13 protein-coding genes are annotated in these 19,471 nt (G+C 73.6%); 7 read left to right on the plus strand and 6 right to left on the minus strand.

The window, feature by feature from the left end; all coding sequences use genetic code 11:
• Positions 1–104: 104 nt before the first annotated feature.
• Positions 105–3,440 (minus strand): S8 family peptidase, encoded by a 3,336-nt coding sequence (locus OG904_RS31480; protein ID WP_405496821.1) that lies wholly within the window; start codon positions 3,438–3,440, stop codon positions 105–107.
• A 320-nt stretch (positions 3,441–3,760) separates the two neighbouring features.
• Here OG904_RS31480 and OG904_RS31485 point away from each other — a divergent pair, with 320 nt between their 5' ends.
• Positions 3,761–4,495, plus strand: coding sequence for a methyltransferase domain-containing protein (locus OG904_RS31485; protein WP_405496823.1), 735 nt, complete (start codon positions 3,761–3,763; stop codon positions 4,493–4,495).
• Positions 4,496–4,561: 66 nt separating this feature from the next.
• On the opposite strand, the gene OG904_RS31490 is transcribed toward OG904_RS31485, so the two are convergent.
• The 3 genes from OG904_RS31490 to OG904_RS31500 all read right to left on the minus strand — a co-directional run bounded on the left by OG904_RS31490 (position 4,562) and on the right by OG904_RS31500 (position 8,141).
• Positions 4,562–5,569, minus strand: coding sequence for a LacI family DNA-binding transcriptional regulator (locus tag OG904_RS31490; protein ID WP_405496825.1), 1,008 nt, complete (start codon positions 5,567–5,569; stop codon positions 4,562–4,564).
• Positions 5,570–5,708: 139 nt separating this feature from the next.
• Positions 5,709–7,271 (minus strand): carboxylesterase/lipase family protein, encoded by a 1,563-nt coding sequence (locus OG904_RS31495; protein WP_405496827.1) that lies wholly within the window; start codon positions 7,269–7,271, stop codon positions 5,709–5,711.
• Positions 7,272–7,424: 153 nt separating this feature from the next.
• Positions 7,425–8,141: a phosphatase PAP2 family protein gene (locus OG904_RS31500; protein ID WP_405496829.1), complete on the minus strand. Its 717-nt coding sequence runs from the start codon at positions 8,139–8,141 to the stop codon at positions 7,425–7,427.
• Positions 8,142–9,396: 1,255 nt separating this feature from the next.
• Between OG904_RS31500 and OG904_RS31505 the strand changes: the two genes are divergently transcribed.
• From OG904_RS31505 to OG904_RS31525, 5 genes are all read left to right on the plus strand, one after another.
• On the plus strand, positions 9,397–10,659 hold the full coding sequence (locus tag OG904_RS31505) for an MFS transporter (RefSeq protein ID WP_405496831.1): 1,263 nt from the start codon (positions 9,397–9,399) through the stop codon (positions 10,657–10,659).
• A 158-nt stretch (positions 10,660–10,817) separates the two neighbouring features.
• Positions 10,818–11,747: a 5'/3'-nucleotidase SurE gene (gene surE / locus OG904_RS31510; protein ID WP_405496833.1), complete on the plus strand. Its 930-nt coding sequence runs from the start codon at positions 10,818–10,820 to the stop codon at positions 11,745–11,747.
• Between the two features lie 297 nt (positions 11,748–12,044).
• Complete coding sequence (locus OG904_RS31515; protein WP_405496835.1) at positions 12,045–13,664, plus strand: carboxylesterase/lipase family protein; 1,620 nt, start codon at positions 12,045–12,047, stop codon at positions 13,662–13,664.
• A gap of 230 nt (positions 13,665–13,894) precedes the next feature.
• Positions 13,895–15,544 carry a lipase family protein gene (locus tag OG904_RS31520; RefSeq protein ID WP_405496837.1) on the plus strand — a complete coding sequence of 550 codons (1,650 nt, stop codon included), beginning with the start codon at positions 13,895–13,897 and terminating at the stop codon, positions 15,542–15,544.
• Between the two features lie 17 nt (positions 15,545–15,561).
• On the plus strand, positions 15,562–17,022 hold the full coding sequence (locus OG904_RS31525; protein ID WP_405496839.1) for a hypothetical protein: 1,461 nt from the start codon (positions 15,562–15,564) through the stop codon (positions 17,020–17,022).
• Positions 17,023–17,121: 99 nt separating this feature from the next.
• On the opposite strand, the gene OG904_RS31530 is transcribed toward OG904_RS31525, so the two are convergent.
• Positions 17,122–17,904 (minus strand): lysophospholipid acyltransferase family protein, encoded by a 783-nt coding sequence (locus tag OG904_RS31530; RefSeq protein WP_405496841.1) that lies wholly within the window; start codon positions 17,902–17,904, stop codon positions 17,122–17,124.
• A 75-nt stretch (positions 17,905–17,979) separates the two neighbouring features.
• On the opposite strand from OG904_RS31530, the gene OG904_RS31535 reads away from it, so the two are divergent.
• Positions 17,980–18,258, plus strand: a complete 279-nt coding sequence (locus OG904_RS31535; protein WP_405496843.1) for an acyl carrier protein — start codon at positions 17,980–17,982, stop codon at positions 18,256–18,258.
• 103 nt (positions 18,259–18,361) lie between these two features.
• Here the strand turns inward: OG904_RS31535 and OG904_RS31540 are convergent, their stop codons facing one another.
• Entirely contained in the window at positions 18,362–19,306 is a 945-nt protein-coding gene (locus tag OG904_RS31540) for an ion transporter (protein WP_405496845.1), read from the minus strand.
• Positions 19,307–19,471: the final 165 nt, after the last annotated feature.

Raw genomic sequence — 19,471 nt, forward strand, 5'->3', positions numbered from 1 at the left:
GCCGGCAGGCCCCCCACGCGGGGCCCCGGGGCCCCGCAAAAGGTCCGGCCCGGCCCCGCGAGGTGCGGGGCCGGGCCGGACGGGTTCACCGTCGGGCGGTCACCTCAGGGAACGAGCCGGTAGGCATCCGTGATCGTCTCGCGCACGGTGTTGCCCGCCTTGTCCCTCAGGTCCACCTGGAACGACACGGCCCTGGCCGTCGCCGGGTGCTTCACCGTCACCGAGCGGGCCCCCTTCGCGTCGGTGCTCACCGTGACCGGCTGCCAGGTCCGGCCCCCGTCGTAGGAGACCTTGACGGCCAGCGCGGCGACCTGCCCGGGCGCGGCGGCCGCGCCGCCCACGTACAGCGGCACCTTCAGGGCGCAGCCCGCCCGGGCCGTCCCGCTCAGGCTGAGCTCCGGTGACAGGCGCACCGTCGACAGCGGCAGCGTGACCTGCTCGTCGGAGGCCGGCCGGGCCGAGGTGAACGTCCAGACGGCGGCCACCTTCGTGCTGGTGGCGGTGTCCTCGGGGGCACGGGTCGACTCCGCGCTCAGGCGGTACGCCGCGGAGGCGGCCGGAACGTCGGCGCCCACCCACCCGCTCTCCGATCCCTCGGCGATGAGCTCGCCACCGGACTCCAGCCGGGTGAAGCCCCCGCTGACGGCGGATCCGCCCCTGTGGCCACTGCCGTCCCGGAACAGCTCGACGTTGGCGTCGATGCGGTCGCCGTACCGGGTGACGGCGCCCTGATCGTCCTTGGCGTCCATGCCGGGACCGACCACACCGGTGTTGAAGTCCAGGGCGTTGCTGCTGCCCGGCTTGTACGAGGTCAGGTCCGTCAGGTAGTTCGCGCGGTAGTCGCCCTGGGCGTTGAGCTGCGCCGCTTCCCAGCTCCAGCGGACACCGACGGCGCTGACGTACTGGGTGCTGGCCAGGGGCAGGCCCTGCTGGATCGGCTCCCGCCCACCGATGGCGAATTGGCCGGTCTCGTCGAACGGCGTCGCGTAGACCAGGCCTTGGGTTCCGGTCACGGACGCCCCGAAGCTGAGCTTCACCTCGGCGACCTCGGCCCGGGTGACGGTGTGCTTGAGCCCGGTGAACCAGCTGCCCGTACGGTTGAAGGCGAGACGGTAGTCGACGTTCCTGCCCGCCGCGCCCGGCCTCTTCCACACCCCGGTGTACTGCGCCTTGATCCTGGGGCCCGCGGAGCCGAGCGCCTGGGTGAGGATCGGCGTCTGCCCGTCGGTGACCCAGGCGCTGGCCACCTGCGCGGTCTCGTCGGAGTATCCGACGATCGCGTTGACCAGCCGGGCGGCCGGATCGGGGGCGGTGACGGCGAAGGGCTTGGCCTTGCGGGAGTCGAGCACGATCGCGGTCTTCGCGGACACCTTCACGACGGGCTGGACGAACACGGCCATCCGGCCGTCGGGGTTGAAGACGACGCTCTCCAGCTGGTACTCACCCACGGGCAGCCGCAGCGTGGAGGTCCCGCTCGGGTCGCCCGGGAAGTCGATGCGGCCCGGCTCGTCCCTGCCGATCCTGGTGACCGCGCTGGAGTAGCCCGGCGGGACCGCACCGTTGACGTCGATGTGCCGCAGGACCACGTCGTACGACTCCACCTCGCGGACGACCACGATGCCGGTGCGTACCGACTGGCCGTCCCCGGCGGCCAGCACGGTGCCGCCGAACCCGCCGTCGAGCGTGCCCCGGCTGCTGTCGACGGTGACGGTGGTCGAAGCGCTGCCGCCCGCGGGCACGGTCAGCTCGGTGTCCTTGAGGGTGAACATGCCGGCCGGGGCCGGGCCGCCCGCCGGATCGGTCCCGGTCTGGCTCAGCCGCAGCTTGACCGCCTGCGTGCCGTAGTTGCGGTAGGTGAGGGTCTTGGCCACCGGCTTGTCGTCGGTGTGCGGCCAGGCCTGCGTGCCGAAGTCGAGCGAGCCGGGCTCGGAGACCACGGAGGCCGTCACGGCCCGGGTCAGGTCGACCCGGCCGGCCCCCTGCTGGTTGGCGTTCAGCACCGGGTCGGGCTTGGCCGATCCGGTCAGCAGCGCCTTGAGCTGGGCGCCGCTCCAGCCGGGGTGCTGCTGGAGCAGCAGGGCTGCGGAGCCCGCGACGTGCGGGGTGGCCATCGAGGTGCCCGACATGCTGATGTAGCCGTTGCCCGGGGGGTCCCAGCTCTGCGTGCTCTGGGCCGCCGTGATGTCGACGCCGGGGGCGGTGACGTCCGGCTTGGACACTCCGTCGACGGTCGGGCCGCGGCTGGAGAAGTCCGCCAGCCGGTCCTGCTTGTCGACCGCGCCCACCGTGAGCGCCTCGGGGGCGCTGCCGGGCGAGGTGATCGTGCCGGGCTTGTTGCCCCGGTTGCCCGCTGCCACGACGAACAGGGCCCGGTCGGAGAGCCGGGCGATCGCCTCCTCCTTCGGGTCGAGGCCGGGGCCGTCCTGGCCCCCGAGGCTCATGTTGACGACCTTCGCGCCCTGGTCGACGGCCCACTGCATGCCGCTGACGATGGAGGATTCGGTTCCGTACCCGTCGTCGGCGATGACCTTCCCGTCCAGGAGCTGCACTCCGGGCGCCACGCCCTTGTAGCGGCCGCCCGACTGCGCGCCGGTCCCGGCGATGGTGGAGGCCACGTGCGTGCCGTGCCCGATGTGGTCCAGGGAGTCGGACTCGGTGAAGTTCTTCTGGGCCGCCTCGATGCCCTTGAGGTCCGGGTGGGTCTCGTCGATCCCCGTGTCCAGGACCGCCACCTTGACGCCCTTGCCGGTGTAGCCCGCCGCCCACATGGTGGGCGCGCCGATCTGCGGCACGCTCGTGTCGAGGGTGGTGCGGACCTTGCCGTCCAGCCACAGGTGGGTGATGGCCGCCGCCGGGGCGGCTCCCGCCGTCCGGGCGTTCCCCGCAGCTCCGGTGACCGCCGACCACAGGGCCGCGACACCGTCCTTGGGCGCGGCGAAGGCCTCGCCGTCCACGGCGGGCAGCGGCCGGCGGTCGTCGCGGGCGACCCCGGCGAGCGGGTCACCGGCGGACTTCAGCAGGCTCGCTCCGGCTCCGGATCCCCCTCCGGCCGACCCGTAGCCGACGATCAGGGGCAGCGCGCTGCGGTGGGCGTCGTCGTACTTGTACTCGACCAGCTGGGCGACGTCGAACAGCCGCCGGTCCAGGACCCCGTCACCGATCAGGCCCAGGGCGTCCTGCGGGATGACGTAGGTGTGCCCGGCCTCGCGCCGCACCGAGAAGACGGTCCCCTCACGGCCCTTGCCGCGAACGACCTGGCGGACGCCGCCGTCGGAGCCGACGACGACACGGTCGCCGGTGATCAGCGTCACCGTCGAGGCCGCGGACGGTTTCGTACCCTTCGCGGCGGAACTCGCGGCCCGCGCCGGCTGGATGCCGGCCGACGTGGCCCCGGCGATCAGTGTCCCGACCGCCGCGACGGCGAGTGCCGCGGTTCTCACCCTTGATGTGGATCCCACCCGTATTCCCCCAAGTCCGTGTGCGCGCCAGCGCGTTCGCCGGTACCACGCCGCGGGGTGACGTCCGGTTCTCGCCGGGGGGGAAGAGGGAGGGTGCCTTCCGGTGAGATACACCCCCGGTGGTAGCCGGACGCCTCCCCTGGGGGGAGGAATGGGCGCCTCCACCGAGGTGGCCTGCCCGTTCGGCTGGTTCGGCCCGGTGTGCCGGTCTGCCGGTCTGCCGGTCGGCTCGGCGGTCGCTGCGCCGAGGTGTCCCGGCCGTCGGGATGGCGCCCCACGGGAGGGGGCGCTGCGGTGACCGCGTGAACCGGGACGAACGGCTCCTCCACGGCGCGGCGGCGGTCGCATACTCCGAGCACCGTCCGGACTGCGCACGGGCGGCGGTGCACTGGGCGCTGGGCCGCCCGGCCCCCCCCCCGCCCGGCCCGCGCGCGCTCGACCTCGGCGCCGGAACCGGCAGGCCCACGGCCGCGCTCGTCGCGCTGGGCGCCGAGGCCGTCGCCGTCGAGCCCGACCCGGCGATGCTCAGCGAGTTGCGCCGCTCGCTGCCCGGCCGTCCGAGCCCTGCCGGGCAGTGCCGAGGGGATACCGCTGCCGGACGCGTCCGTCGATGCCGTACCGGCCGGCAACGCCACGCCGTGCACTGGTTCGACATGGCGGTCGCGGGACCCGAGATCGCCGGGGTCCTCGCACCCGGCGGCATCCTGGCAGGCCTGTGGAACGGCATGGACGGCAGGGGCGAGGGGGCCGCCGGTCTCGCACCGGTCAGCGGGAGTGCGGCCGTCGGCCCGCGCGACACACCGGCCGCCCGGCGCGTCGAGACGGCCGGAGCGCACCTTCCGAAGACCGGCGGGGCCGCCCGGTTCGACTCGCCGGAGCAGACCTGGTTCCCGTACGGCCAGGCCGCCGATTCCCTCGCGACGCGCGCGGGGGTTCGTCATGCCGGACGGAGAACGGGCAGCCACGCCGGGCCGGATCCGCGCCTTCCGCGGGCAGACCGGAGACGGCCCGCGCCGAGTTCACCCTCCCCATGCTGACCGCCGTGCCGCGCGTGCGCCGGCTGTGAAGCGCCCCGGCGGCAACGACCGTACGGTCTGGGCCGTCTAGGAGGTCTCGCGGTGGACCAGCACCGGCTCTATCTCCGGTACGGGCGCCGTCGTGCCCGTCTCGATCAGCTCGTGCACGGCGTCCGCGACCACGGCGGGCGCGACCAGGTCCAGCCGGATCGAGGTCAGTGCCGGCTGCTGGAGTGCGGAGAGGACCAGGTCGTCGGAGCCCACGATCGCGACCTCGTCCGGCACCACGATGCCTTCGGCCCGCAGCGCGTGCAGCAGCAGCGCGGCGTACTCGTCGTTGTACGCGAACACGGAGTCCAGCCCGAGCTCCCGCCAGCGCCGGGCCAGCGCCGTGGCGGACTCGCGGGTGTAGGACAGTTCCACCGGGGTCACGGTGGCCATGTGCCGTGCGGCGACCGATTCGGCGCCGGCCAGACGGGGCCGGGCCAGGGTGCCCAGGCCGCGCTCCTGCGGCATGACCACGCCGATGCGGGTCCGGCCGCGGGCGATGAGGTGCTCGGCCGCCGCCGCGCCGATGCGGGCGTGGTCGAAGCCGATGGTGTGCACGCCCGCCACGGGGTGGGACGCGAAGGCCAGCAGCCCGCGCACCCCGGCACGGCGCAGCAGTTCGGCGGCCTGCGGGGTGAACCGGTCGCCGTCCAGGGCGATGACGGCCGCCGGGCGCAGCTCGGCCCAGGCACGGGCGGCGTCGAGCGGGTCGGTGAAGCGGCCCGCGTGGAGCACGGCGGTGTAGCCGTGCCGGTCGAGCTCGCTGTGCAGATCGTCGACCCAGTCGCTGACGAGGCGGCCGACCGCGGAGATCGAGGAGGGCATCAGCACGAGATTGCTGCGGCCGGCCCGCAGGGACCGGGCCGCCGCGTGGGGCACGTAGCCGAGCTGACGGGCGGCGTCGAGGACACGGGCCCGGGTGGCTTCGCTGACGCGATGCCCCTGGGTGTCGTTCAGGACGAAGGAGACGGTGGCACGCGACACCCCGGCGAGGCGGGCCACGTCGGTGCTGGTGATGGACGCGGGGACAGGAGTGTCTTTGGTCATGGGGTCTTCCGACGCTCCTATTGATCGGCTCGGTGCCTTCCTCTCGAAGGTTACACGAGTTAGATCAAGGGAGCGCGGGGCCGCCCAGACGTGCGGGGCCCGCCCCGGAGGCCGGGCCGGGTCCCTTGCGGGGGCGCTCCTACGGGGCTCCGCGGGTGGCGGCCTCGTGCATCCGGCGGGAATCGCCGGCGAGGTCACCGAGTGCCGTGACCACGGAGTCGAAGCGCATGGTGGTCCGCGTGTCCTTCGTGTACGGGTCCCAGGCCGGCATGTCCGGATGGTTCGGGTCGCCGGTCCGGGCGAAGGCGATCCAGGCCCGGTGCATGGTGTCCGCGAGGCCGTCGCGGACCGCGGGGGTCAGCCCGGCCGTGAGGGGGGCGTGGGCCCAGCGGTCGAAGTTCGCGAAGGCGAAGGGGAGTTCGAGGCAGTGCGCGGCTCCGAGCCGGCCGTCGTACGCGGGGGAGGGCAGGTCGAACTGGTAGGCCCACACCGGGCGGCCCAGCTCCGCCCGCGCCTCGGCCAGCCGAAGGGCGGGGACCCGGAAGAGCTCGTCGGTGATGAGGTCCATCAGGACGTCCGCCGGTCGGGCCCCGGGGCGCGTGCGCTCGTACGCCGCGTACGCGCCGGGAGCCGCTTCGGGGCCGAAGGTGTCCGCGATCCGGGCGGTCACCCGGTCCCGGTCGGCCGCCGCGTAGCCCTCGTCCAGGGCGAAGCCGAAGTTTGCCTCCTCGCGGGTCCACCCGATCATCACCTCGATGCCGGCCGCGGCCCCGTGCAGCAGGGCCTCGGCCGGGTGGCGGTGGAGGGTGACCCCGTCGATGACGGGCAGGAACGGCGTCGGCCAGTAGCCCCAGCGGGTCGTCAGCGCGAAGAGCCCCCCGGTGGCGCCGATCAGGGCGGGCCAGGGCAGGGAGCGCGCCTCGGCCAGGCTCTTGACCCCGGTGAGCTCGAGGAGTGCGGCGGTGCGCTCCAGGGAGGCCTCGGGGGTCGGGAGCTCCAGCCCGAAGGGCGGACTCATCAGGATCACCCGGCGGATCAGGCCCTGGGCCTCGGGCAGTCCGGCGAGGGCAGCGGTGGAAACGGCGCCGCCGGACTGGCCCGCGACGGTGATCGAGTCCGGGTCGCCGCCGAACGCGGCGATGTTCTCCCGCACCCAGCGCAGGGCGGCGAGCTGGTCGGTCAGCCAGTGGTTGCCGCCGCCGTCCGCAGTGCCCTCCGCATTGCCGTCCTCGGCGCCGGGTTGGAGGTAACCCAGGGCGCCGACACGGTAGTTGACGTTGACCACGACCAGGTCGCCGTCGCGGGCGAAGGTCTCGCCCGAGTAATTCGGCAGTGACCCGGAGCCGGACACGAAGCCGCCCCCGTGGATCCAGACCAGGACCGGGCGGCGGGCCCCGTCGGCCGCGGGGGTCCAGATGTTCAGGGTCAGGCAGTCCTCGTCGAAGGGCGGCGAGCCGTGCCCGCCGAGGACCGGATCGCCGCCCTCCATGTACATCTGCGGGGCGCTGGGGCCGTCGGCCGTCGCGTCCCGGGTCCCGCTCCATCCGGGGTGCGGGCGCGCGGGCCGCCAGCGCAGATCGCCGACCGGGGGCGCCGCGTAGGGCACCCCCCGGAAGACGGTGAGCCCGCCTTCGGTCGCGCCGCGCAGCCGGCCCGCCGGCGGGTTCACCTCGAGCCGATCGGATTCTGGGGTGGATGCCATGAGTCGATCCTTCCTGGGCTGCGCGCCGAGCGCGCGCCGCCCTTCGACTCTATGGCGTGAATTCGTCGACCGTCAATGTTTCACGATATGGCGAGAGGTGTCGTGGGTGTGGGTGCGAGGCGGGGCGGGGCGGGGGTGTGGGGCGCGGGGCCGTCACTGCCAGAGGGTGTCGGCCGCCATCCGTTCCGCCTCCGTCTCCAGCAGGGGTGCGAAGGCCCGCCACAGGAGCAGGCAGGCCCCGATGGCGGCCAGGGCTCCGGCGAAGGTGTCGCTCAGCCACTGGGCGTGCTGCCAGGTGCGGCTCCACATCATGGCGCCGGTGTACACCGCGCCGACGAGCCACCACCAGCGCCGGCCGCCCGGCGGGAACAGCACCACTGCGGCCGCGATCACCAGGGCGACGGCGCTGAAGACCTGGCCGGAGGGGTACGAGCCGTCGTTGACCAGGACCCAGGTGTGAGGGGGCCGCGGCCGGTCGGCCAGCTGCTTGAGGGGCAGCGCCACGAGGATGTTGGCCAGGATGGCGGTGGTGAAGACGAAGACCGCCGACCGCCAGCGCCCGTACATGCACAGGCAGCCCATCAGCAGTAGCGGCAGGACCGTGCCGAGCGGGCCGCCGAGACGGTCGAGCACGGTGGCGAACCCGCTGGCGGCGTCGGCGGGAGAGCCGTTCAGGGAAGCGGCCCAGGAGTCGTCGAGGCCCTGGAAGAAGGGCCGTTCGTCCAGGCGCAGGAGCAGCCCTCCCAGTACGGACAGGAGGGTCAGGACCGCTCCCCAGGCGAGCGCGTGGCGGGGCGGTGCGGCCGGTACCGGGCGACGTGGCGGTCGGACGGGCATCGGGGACGGCGCGGAGACGGGGGACTGGGACATGCCGGGACCTTTCGGGGTCACCTTCCCGGGCGGTGGGGGCGCGCGGGAAGGCGTACGGACTCGGTGAGCGGGGTTCGTGGAGTGGAGCGTCGTGGAGTGGGGCGTCGTGGAGTGGGGCCGAGCGGTGATCCGCGGAGCCGCGAAGCGGCCCGCGCGGGGGTGCGGGGTCGGCGGAGCCGATGGGGGCCTGTGGGGCTCTGTGGGGCTGTGCGGGGGTGGGCGGGAGTCCCCGGAGGGGCTGCGGGACTGCGGGAATCCCCGGAAGGGCCTGGGGTCTGGGGCGGCGGGGCCGTGCGGGAGCTGCGGGAGTCCGCGGAGGGCCCGGGGGTGACGGGGTCCGGCGCGGCTGCGAGGCCTGCGGGAGTCCGCGGAGGGCCCCGGGGTGATGGGGTTCGGCGGAGCGTGCGGAGGTGCTCGGGATTCGCCGGGCCCCGGGGTGGTGGGGTTCGGCGGAGGGTGCGGGGTGACCGGGATTCGCCGGGGTCCGGGGTGGTGGGTTCGGGGGAGCGTGCGGGGGTGCTCGGGATCCGCCGGGCCCCAAGGTGGCGGGGTTCGGCGGAGCGTGCGGGGGTGGCCCGGTTCCGCCGGGGTTCGGTGGAGCGTGCGGAGGTGGCCGGGATCCGCGGAGGGGGCCGGGGGTGACTGCGTTCCGCGGAGGCGTGCGGGGTGAGTGGAGGGGCCGGAGCGGGCCTGCGTGCCGGTGGGGCCGCGGGGTGGGCGGGCCGGTCTGTTGCGCGGCGGCGGGGCCGTCACGGTGCGGCACGGAGTATTGCGGACGGGTGACCGTCGCCACAAGAGCAAGAGGGTTTTCGGACGGCCCCACCCCGGCCGGTGACCTCATTCAGCCGGTTACACGTGCCCGAACCGGGATTCGCCCGTGGGTCACGATCTGTGCGGAGACCTGCATCAGCCCTTGGCGAGACCCGGGAGTGGGTGCTACACAGTGTCCAAGCACTTCAAGTGACACGTGTAACAACGCCACGTAAACCGCACGCACCACCGCACACCGCGCCATGCGCCACGTACACCGCGCACACGGCACCACGTACACCGCATCACGTGCACGGCACCGCGTACACCGCACCGCGTACACCGCACCGCGTACAACCGCACTCCGCACCACGCCAGCCGCACCGCGGCCCCCGGCGACGCCCCTCGTGTGCGACAGCACCCCCGGCGTCCTCGTCCTCCCTGCGCACCGCATTCCGGCGGTATCCCCGCGTCACCTCCCCGCTCCGTCCCCCGAGGAGTCGTCATGGCCACCAACGAACTCATCGATCCGCCCGTACCGGCGGACAACGAACCCACCCACCGGCGCGGACTCCTGCTCCTGCTGCTGGTCGCCAACTCCGCGATGATGGCGGTCTACATGGGAGTCGGATCCGTCCTGCTGCCCACCCAGATCGCCGAGATCGCGGGCGACGACAAGGTCGCCGTCCTGGGCCTGATCGGCGGCATCAGCGCGATCTTCGCGACCGCGTTCAACCCGATCGCCGGCGCGCTCTCCGACCGCAGCGGCCGCCGCAACCCCTGGGTGCTGGGCGGTGGCCTCGGCTCCCTCGCCTGTCTGGCCCTCCTGGGCAGCGTCAGTACCGCTCTGCTCGTGGGCATCGGCTGGTGCCTGGTCCAGGCGACCATGAACGTCTACCAGGCCGCCGTCACCGCGATCGTGCCCGACCGGGTTCCGACCGCCCGGCGCGGCACCGCGTCCGCGCTGGTGGGGCTGGGCCTGCCCATCGGCGGCACGGTCGGCGTACTGATCGCCTCGCAGACCGCCGAGCACCTGCGCGTCGGCTACCTCGTCTTCGGCGGGGTCATCGCCGGGGCCGCGCTGCTGCTCACCACCCTCTGCCGCGACCTGCCGCGTTCCGACACGGGTCAGGCCGCGCCCGCCGTGCCCGCGGTCCCCAAGGGGGCGCAGGTCAAGGCCTTCCTCTCGGCGCTCGGCCACCACGACTTCCGGTGGGCCTTCATCGGGCGGGCCCTGATGGTGCTCGGCTACTTCTCGGTGGTCGGCTACCAGCTCTACATCCTGGACGACCACATCCAGCTCCCCGCCGGGCTGGCCGCGCCCGCCGCGATAGCGGTGCTCACCCCCGTCTCGATGGTCGCGATGGCCGTCTCGACGGTGGTCGGCGGGCTGCTGTCCGACCGCTGGAACCGCCGGAAGGTCTTCGTCGGGGTCTCCGCGGCCCTCGCCGGGCTGGTCATGGTGGTGCCCGTACTCAGCCCGACCTGGCCGGGCATGATCGTCTTCAGCGCCCTCAACGGTCTGGCCTTCGGGTGCTTCATGGCCGTCGACACCGCGCTCGTCACCCTCGTACTGCCCCGGGCCGAGGACGCCGCCCGTGACATGGGCGTGCTCAACATCGCGAACGCCGGGCCGCAGATCATCGCCCCGTTCGTCGCCTCCGCCGTCGTCACCTCCCTGGGCGGCTACACCCCGCTGTTCCTGGTCGGCGGCGCCCTGTCGCTGATCGGCGCGCTCGCGATCCTCCCGATCCGCAGCGTGCGCTGATCCCGCCCACCTCCCGAACTTCCGGGCCGCCTTCCGCACCGCGGCGGCCCGGACTCCGGCGGGCCCGCGCCGAGGGTCGCGGGCCCGCCGACCCCACCCCTCCAGACCCTCACCCCGCAGCAACCCCTCCTCCACACCCCTCTCCCAAGGAGCGTTCCGTGCAACGCAAGCGAGTTCTGCCGCTGGCCGCCCTGCTGCTCTGTGCCCCCGCCCTCGCCGGTACGGTGCCCGCCGCCGCGGCCTCCGTACCCGCGGCCGGGCCCGCCCCGGCGCCGGTGCCCGCCGGCCCGCTGCGGATCCTGCTCACCAACGACGACGGGTACAACGCCCCCGGCATCCGCCTGGCGTTCGCCCGGCTCACCGCCGCCGGGCACGACGTCACCATCGTCGCCCCGCTCACCAACCAGAGCGGCGCCGGTACGAAGACCTCGAACGGCCCGTCGATCGCGGTGCGGCACCCCGAGCCGAAGGTGTGGGCCGTCGACGGAACTCCCGGCGACTCGGTGGCCTTCGGCCTCTCCGAGGTGTTCGAGGGGCGCGCGCCCGACCTCGTCGTGTCGGGCACCAACTTCGGACCCAACGTGGCCGCGCTCGCCACCCACTCCGGAACGGTCGGCGGCGCGATCGCCGCACTGGACGCGGGGGTTCCCGCCATCGCCCTGAGCACCGGCGGAGTCACCGCGCCCGACCCGGTGACCACGGTCAACGCGATGGGTCCGACGCTCGACTTCGCCGTAGACCTGATCGACCGGCTGAGCCGTCGGGCCAGGTCCGGACCCCTGCTGCCCAAGGGTGTCGGCCTGAACGTCAACCACCCGGTCGTGGGCGCCGACGGCAAGGGCACCGCCGCCGGGGTGGCCACCACCTTCCAGGACCCGCAGGCGCTGCTGAAGGCCGACTACACCGACGCGGGTGACGGCACCTGGAAGGTGGGCGTGAAGGTGGACCTGCGGACCCCGGCCCGGGGCAGTGACGTGGAGGCCGTCATTGCCGGCAAGATCGCCATCAGCCCGATGAACGCCGACTGGAACACCGGCCCGGCCGACTTCGCCGTCACCGCGGCCCTGATCGCCGGGCTGCGCCCGTAGCACCCACCGGTCCTCCGGGGGCGGGGCGGGCGCGTGCCCTGACGAGCCCAGCCCGCCCCGCCCCCGGAACTTCCCGCCCCCGGAACTTCCCACCCCGGAAACCGCCGTGCCCGGAAACCACCGTGCCCGGAGGTCGCACCTCCCGGACGCTCGCGCCGTCCCGGAGATCACACCTTCCGGGAGACCGCACCGCCCCGGAATCCACACGGCCCCGTAAGCCGCACCACCCGCGACCCCGCACCGCTCTGACCCCGCACCGCACCGACCCGACCCGGACACCCGACACCAGGAGTGCGCATGAGACGGCTCTGGACCCGCTTCGCCCGGACCTCCCCGGCAAGACCCCTACTCGGTACGGCACTCGCGCTCACCACTCTGCTCGCCACGGCCCTGCCGGCGACCGCCTCGCCGGCCGGTGCCGGAAGCGGACCGTCCCGCCCGGTGGTGTCCGTGGCGCAGGGCGCGCTGCGCGGCCGCGTCCACGACGGGGCGCAGGAGTTCCTCGGCGTGCCCTACGCCGCCCCGCCGGTCGGGGCCTCCCGGCTGCGCGCCCCGCGCGAACCGCAGCGCTGGAGCGGGGTGCGCGAGGCCGACCGGCAGGCGCCCGCCTGCCTGCAGTTCTCCCCGTTCGGGCTGCGCGATCCCGGGGCCGTCAGCGAGGACTGCCTGTACCTGGACGTGTACCGGCCCGGGGGCGCCCGTACGGCGGACCGGCTGCCGGTGATCCTCTGGATGCACGGAGGTGCGTACAGCCAGGGGACCGGCACCCAGTTCGGCGGCCGCACGATGGCGGAGCTCACGGGCAGCATCGTGATCAGCATCAACTACCGCCTGGGGCAGCTGGGTTATCTGGGACTTCCCGAGCTGGCCCGCCAGGACGCGGCCCGCTCCGGTTCCTTCGGGCTGATGGACCAGATCGCGGCACTGCGCTGGACCCGGGAGAACATCGCTGCGTTCGGCGGGAATCCGGGCAACGTGACCGTCTCCGGCCAGTCGGCGGGCAGCGGTTCGGTGTGCGCGCTGCTGGCCGCCCCCTCGGCGGCCGGGCTGTTCCACCGGGCCGTGCTGCAGAGCGGCCCGTGCACCCTGCTCCGTACGCCGGACGTCGCACGGGCCGAGTCCGAGGCGCGGGCCTTCGCGGCGGGCGCGGGCTGCTCCGACCCCGCCTCGGTGGTCCCGTGCCTGCGTGCCGCTTCCGGTCAGGCGCTGGTGGACGCGGCCCGTACGCTGCCCACTTCGGGTCCCGCCTCGGGTGACGGGCTGCTGCCGCGGGATCCGGCGGACGCGATCGCGGCGGGCAGCTGGAACAAGGTGCCGGTGCTGATCGGGAGCACCCGGTCGGAAGCCCGCTTCTTCGTGGCGCTGACCCAGCCCCACCTCACGGATGGGCAGTACGCGGAGCAGGTCCTGTCGGGCTACGGCGCGGCGGGCCCGGAGGTGCTCGCCCGTTACCCGGTGGCGGCCTACGGATCGGCGTACCTGGCGCTGGCCGCCGTCATGACCGACTCGACCTTCGCCTGCCAGACGGCCCGGACCGCGCAGCTCTTCGCCCGGCAAGTGCCCACCTTCACCTATGAGTTCGACGACCCGGACTCGCCCACCCTGGCGGGAGCGCAGGTGCCGGGCCTGGACGAGTCGAACGCGCACAGCGCCGAACTGGCCTATCTGCACGACTTCGAGATGGGCGAACGGCCCCTGACAGCCGTCCAGACCGGGCTGGCGACGCGGATGAAGCGCTACTGGGGCGCCTTCGCCCGCTTCGGGATCCCCGCCGTGCCGGGCCAGACCCCGTGGCCGCCGACCGGACCCGCGGGCAAGGTCCTGACCCTCGGTCCGACCGCGATCCGGCTCGACCCGGACTTCGCGACGGACCACCAGTGCGCGTTCTGGGGGGCCCTGCCCGACCGGCCCCTCTGAGCGATGGGCGGCGCCGGCCCGTCGGGTGAGGAGTGCCCCGCGTCAACACGGGGCCCGCTCCTCACCCCTCGGGCCGCGACCGGTCGTACCCGCTCCTGCCCGCTCCGCAGCTGGTCCGGGTAGGCGATCCGCGGGCTTCGCGTGCGGTGCGGGCGGCATCGACTGCCAGCATTCCGGTGCGGGCGACGGAAACCAGGCCGAACCGTCGCGCAGGCAGGAGAGGTGGCAACGTGACTGCTCGGGCGGTGGACGGGACGACCCGGGGGCTGCCCCCGGGACAGCGCCCCGAGGGCGCTGCCGAGGCGACGCCGGACACGGACCGGAGCGACCAAAGCGAGAAGGCCGACCGGCGCGCGAAGGCCGACCGGACTGACACGTCTGACCGGAGCGAGACGTCCGACCGGAGCCAGACGTCCGCCCGCAGCGAGACGCCCGCCCGCAGCGGGCGGACCGACCGGAGCCAGACGTCCGACCGGACCGACTCCGCCGACCGGACGGCCCGGACGCACCGGCGGGCCCCGGCCGACGGCGCCAATCGCACCGACGCCGAGCTCCTCGTGGCGGCCTCGGTCCTGCTGGCGGACGCGGCCCTCACGGCGAAGCAGGCGGGCGCGGAGCTGACGGGTGCGCTGTCCAGCTGGCGGGTGGGACTGGAGGCGGTGCGCCGACCGGGCTGGGCACTGGGCACGGCGTTCTCCTGCGCCAGGGCCCTGACCAGCCCGTCGGGTCTCGGCTTCGGGGCCAACGGCGGACCCGTCGGTGAACTGGCACGGACGGCCGGGAGCATGACGTACCGCCGTCCGGCCGCCGTCGCCATGGCCGTCGACGCCTTCGCCCTGCGGATCAGGGCGATCGCCGCCGACCACCCGAACCTGGACTCGCCCCTCGCCAGACGGCTGACGGACGCCATGGTGGCCGGGCAGCGGATCGAGGCGCTGCGTGCCATGTACGCGCTCGTCGAACGCCTCGGCGTCACCCGCGCCCTGACCACCGTCAGTCCCGTGATCATGGAGCTGCTCGCCCTGCTGGGTCTGCTCGACGAGAATCCGGTCAACGACGGCTTCTCGTGGGTGACCCTCGCCGGAGGGGTGCCGACCACGGATCCGCTGTTCGGGGTCCCGAGCGCGGTGCTGAAGTACCTCAACCCGGGTCCCGGACGGGCCGAGCGCGTGGAGGCGGACTCCATCCTGGCCAAGGTGCTCGCCACCTCCGCCAACGACATCGTCAGCTACGTCAACGACATCGGAGCACTGGGCAACCACGGACTGGTGCTGCTGCGCCGCGTCGAATGCTCCGACGGCGCCGTGCGGTACGTCCTGCTGCTGCCCGGAACGAGCTTCGGACTGCTGAGCAACAGCACCCCGCAGGACCTGGTGGGCGCGTTCGACGGGCTTCTGCACACCGATACGACGTACACCCGCGCCGCACGGAAGCTGCTGCTGCGGGCCGGGGTACCGACCGGGTCCGAGGTCATGTTCGTCGGGCACAGCCTGGGCGGGATGACCGCGATGAACCTCGCGGCGGACGCGGAACTCTCCGCCCGCTACCGGGTCACGCACGTGATCGCCGTGGGCTCCCCGATCGACGGCAAACGGCCCGCCGACCACACCACCCGGGTGATCAGCCTGGTCAACAACCACGACGTGATCCCGATGCTCGACGGCCGCGGCCCCGCCTCGCCCAACGACATTCCCGACAGCTGGGTCGAACTGGCCTGGCTCGACGAGTCGTACGACTATCCCCTCTCGCACGCCCCACAGGCATACTCGGACACCCTGCGCGGCTCCATGGCGCACCAACGGGACCGGGTCAACGAGCTGATCGGCGCCTACGACGGCCGCATCGTCGGCAACCAGCCCTACATGCTGCGCGACAAGTGACCCCGGGAGAGCCTCCGATGACCCCTGCACACAACACCGGCGACGGCAAGGCGACGGCGCCCCGGCCCCCCGCGACGGCCTGGGCCCTGGAGAACACCGTGTTCAGCGCGGCCATGGCTGCCCACCGGCTGCCGTGGACGGACGCCGCGGCCCGCGTGCTGGGCCTGGACGCACTGACCCGCGAAGGGGTGACACGGGCCCTGCTGGAGCACCTGCGGCGCACCCGCGCGGGGAGTCCGGTCCGGCTGAGCACCCCCTTCGGGACCTTCCTCGTACCGCTGACCCCGGCCGTGTCCGAGTCCCTCCTCGTGCGGGCGGACGAGGAGGGCGTACTGGAGCCTGCGACCGGGCTCACGGCCGGTGGGCACCGGTACGGGCTGTCGCCGCACACGGCGGTGCCCCCGGAGGCCTTCGCTCCGGCCGGTGCACTGTCCGTGCCGGTGGCCGAGGAGGCGGACGCGGCGATCGCGGCCCGGCGCGGGGACGGCACCGTGCAGTGGGCGGCCTGGTGCGAGGTGACGGGGCGGCTGAGCAGGCGACTGGTGGCGGGCGAGGCGGCCGCCGAGGACACGCTGCTCAGTGAGATCGTCACCCGGGCGAAGTCAGTGAAGGGCCGGGCCGCCCGGGAGGACCTGGCGGCCGCCCTGCACCGCAGGACGAAAGCCCTCTACCTGGAGGGCGGTGACCCCGGCACCCTGGTCGGCCGGCTGGTCACGGCGGGCGCCGACGCCGACACTGTGGTCGCGGCGGTCGCGCACGTACTCGACCTCGTCTCCGAGGCCACCACCACGACGGCCCTGCAGGCCCTGGCCCTGGGGTCGGTGGATCCGGTGCTCACCCCCGGGGAGGCCGTGGCCCGGGCGCTGAGTCACTACCCGCCGGTGGCCGCCGGCGTGCACCGGGTACGGGCGCCGTTCGTCTGGGAGGAGCTCGCGATCGGCGCGGGTACGGAGATCCTGTGCGCTCCGGGCTGGCTGTCCCCGCCGCGGGACGGCGGCGCCGGGCCCGGCGCCTGGCCGTCGGCGCTGTGCGGAACGCCCTCCGGGTGCGCGGCGACCCGGTTCGCGGCGCTGGTCGCCGAGGAGCTCGTACGCGCGGTCACCGCGGCCGCCCGGCCCCTCGTGGTCTCGCCGCGCCTCACCGCCGGACGGCTGCCCGGCACGCTCGACGCGCGATCCCTGCTCGTGGCGCTCGAACCCTCCGGCGGTCCGGGCGACGGGCGGGTGACGGTCGGCGGGTCGGCGGCGGTACCGGTCCGCGTGCGCGGCTGCGCACCCGCCTCGTACGGAGCCCTCGCGCGGGCGAGTGCGGAACGCCTGGAGGGGCACGCGGAAAGCCTCGCGGCCTGCTCCGGGGCCGCCGGCTGGGCCGGGGACGAGACGGGGGAGAGGTTCCGCATGGTGCTGCTCGACCACTCCCGGCGCTGCGCGGACGCGGCCGAGGGCGTACGCCGGGCGGCCGACCGGCTGGCGGACTGAGGCGCCCGGACCACGGAGTGCGGACCACGGAGCGCGGACCGGGTGGCGCGGGCCGGGCGGCGCAGCAGGCGCCACCCGGTGCGCCCCGGCCGCTCCCGCCTACCAGAACGGCGTCGCGCGCCTGCGGCGCTCCCTGTTCACCAGGGACTGCACGGCGTCCTGGGCCTCGGCGCACAGCCCGCGGGCCGCGGCCGACCGGGCGGCGAAGGACCCGGGCCGGGGTGGTGCGGGGATCGGCTCCCCGATGGTGATGAGCCATTTCGAGGGCAGTGGGAAGAGGGTGGTGAGCGGGAAGTAGGGGAGGTTGAACAGACGCGCCAGGGCCGGGACCTCGCCGATCCTCGGACAGGCTTCCTCGGCGCCGATGACGGACACCGGAACGACGGACGCTCCGGTCTGGACGGCGGTCACCGCGAATCCGGGACTGAAGGGGCACAGCTGGTAGCGCCGGCGGAAGGGCTTCTCCAGACCGGCGGTTCCCTCGGGGAACACCCCCACGAGTTCCCCGGCGGTCAGGTGTTCCAGTCCGAGCGTCGGATCGAGCGGAATGGCGCCGGATTTCCGGGCGTACGAACCAATGATAGGAAATCGAAAGGTAAGGGGTGCGGCAGGAATGTACAAAGGCCGGTTCAGTGTGCGGGTGAGTGCCTTTCCGAGGATGAACGCGTCGAGCCCCCAGGCCCCCGAATGGTTCGCCACGACCACGGCGGGTCCGTCCGCCGGAATGTTCTCCCAGCCCCTGACGTCCAGTCGGAACCAGTCCTCCATCAACCATTCGAGCAGTCGGTCCCAGGCGTTCTCTCCCGCCTCGCCGAGCAGTTCTTTCGCGTACCGGAGTTCGGCGGCGCCCGCCCCGATCACTTCGCTCACGCTTTCCGACACGAGCATTCTCCCTTTCCCGTCGGCCGTCGGCGCCACCCCGGCGCAACGGCCGCAGTACCGCACATGAGGATCGCCATGACCACTTCCGCCACCCCCGCTGCTTCCGCCATTTCCACCCCTGGATCCACCATCGATGTGATCAGCGCCCTCCTCGTCGAGACGTTCGAATTCCCCTCCGAGGAGGTGCGGGCGGACAGCCGGATGCGGGATCTGCTGACCGACTCGATCATGGTCGTGGAGATGGCGATGATCCTTCACGAGAGGCTGGGCCTGAAGGTCGCCGAGGAGGAACTGCGCGACACCACCCTCGGCGAGCTCGCCGAGTTCATCGACGCGCGGCGGACCGCGAGCTGACCCGGCGGCCCGCACGGGGCCGCGGTCCCGGCACCCCCGCCCAACAGCAAGCGGTCCCGGCACCCCCCCGCCCACCAGCAGGGGGGTGCCCGGCCGTGGTTCCCTAGCGGGCGCCCGCCGAGGCGTGGGCCGCCGGGGCGGAGGCGTCGGTACCGGGCAAGGGCGCGGGCGGTACGTGCACGGGGCCGAGCTGGGCCTCCATGTCGTCGAGGGCGCTGCGTACCGCCGCGATCCGCAGGAGGAGTTCGTCGGCGGCGTCCGGCGCCGTCCGCGTCGCCGCGAGCAGGGCCCGCTGCTCCTCCCGCTCGCTCTCCTCCTCCATCTCCCGGGCTTCCTCGAGGGCGTTGAGCACCACGCCGATCAGGACGTTGACCAGGACGAACGAAGCGAGCAGCACGTAGGAGGCGTAGAAGAGGATGCTGAAGGGGGAGATGGCCAGCCCCTCGTGGACGGCGTCACCGAGCCCTTCCAGCGTCATCAGCAGGAACAGGGTCAGCCCGGCCCGGCCGATCGACCCGTAGTGCTGGGGGTCGTGACCGGAGAAGCTGATCCAGCCGATCATGGCGTACACGTAGACGATCAGTGCGCCCACGAACAGGAAGCTCACGGTGCCGGGCAGGCTGCGGCCCACCGCGACCAGGAGGATCCGCAGCTGGGGCATGAAGCGGGCGGTGCGCAGCACGCGCGCCAGCCGCAGCAGCCGCAGCAGCGTGGTGTTCTCCCGCAGGAACGGGATGAAGGCCGAGGAGACGACCAGCAGGTCGAAGACGTTCCAGGGGTCGCGGAAGAAAGCTTTCGGCCGGTCGGCGTGCGCGCCCAGGCGGATCAGCATCTCCAGGGTGAAGGCGATCACGCAGAAGCGTTCCGTGGTCGTGAGCAGGGCGCTGTACTCGGCGGACAGGCCGCTGTACGTCTCGATGCCCAGCAGCAGGGCGTTGAAGAGGATCACCGCGAATACGGCGAGCGAGAAGGCGGGCGCCTCGCACACGTCACGGCAGGGTCCGGCAATCCTTCCACGCCAGGTGTCCACCGCGGTCGGGTCGGTCATCGTGCTCCCTCGTACTGGCCACCGGCCGCCCCGGGCCCGCACGCGCCGGCTGCGCCGCGACGGAAGACGAGGCTGCCGAGGCGATGTTCATGTTCCGGGTCGTGTAACGCCGGACGGAGGATTTCGAGACGCCCTGGAGCGCGGTATCGCCCGATCGGGGACCGG

This window comes from Streptomyces sp. NBC_00096 (assembly GCF_045041305.1).
Taxonomy (GTDB): Bacteria; Actinomycetota; Actinomycetes; order Streptomycetales; family Streptomycetaceae; genus Streptomyces.

Excerpts from the sequence above, each read along its gene's own strand:
- OG904_RS31495 (WP_405496827.1), bottom strand. The coding sequence starts at position 7,271 with ATGGCATCCACCCCAGAATCCGATCGGCTCGAGGTGAACCCGCCGGCG.
- OG904_RS31535 (WP_405496843.1), top strand. The coding sequence starts at position 17,980 with ATGACCACTTCCGCCACCCCCGCTGCTTCCGCCATTTCCACCCCTGGA.
- OG904_RS31490 (WP_405496825.1), bottom strand. The coding sequence starts at position 5,569 with ATGACCAAAGACACTCCTGTCCCCGCGTCCATCACCAGCACCGACGTG.
- OG904_RS31525 (WP_405496839.1), top strand. The coding sequence starts at position 15,562 with ATGACCCCTGCACACAACACCGGCGACGGCAAGGCGACGGCGCCCCGG.
- OG904_RS31515 (WP_405496835.1), top strand. The coding sequence starts at position 12,045 with ATGAGACGGCTCTGGACCCGCTTCGCCCGGACCTCCCCGGCAAGACCC.
- OG904_RS31505 (WP_405496831.1), top strand. The coding sequence starts at position 9,397 with ATGGCCACCAACGAACTCATCGATCCGCCCGTACCGGCGGACAACGAA.
- OG904_RS31540 (WP_405496845.1), bottom strand. The coding sequence starts at position 19,306 with ATGACCGACCCGACCGCGGTGGACACCTGGCGTGGAAGGATTGCCGGA.
- OG904_RS31500 (WP_405496829.1), bottom strand. The coding sequence starts at position 8,141 with ATGTCCCAGTCCCCCGTCTCCGCGCCGTCCCCGATGCCCGTCCGACCG.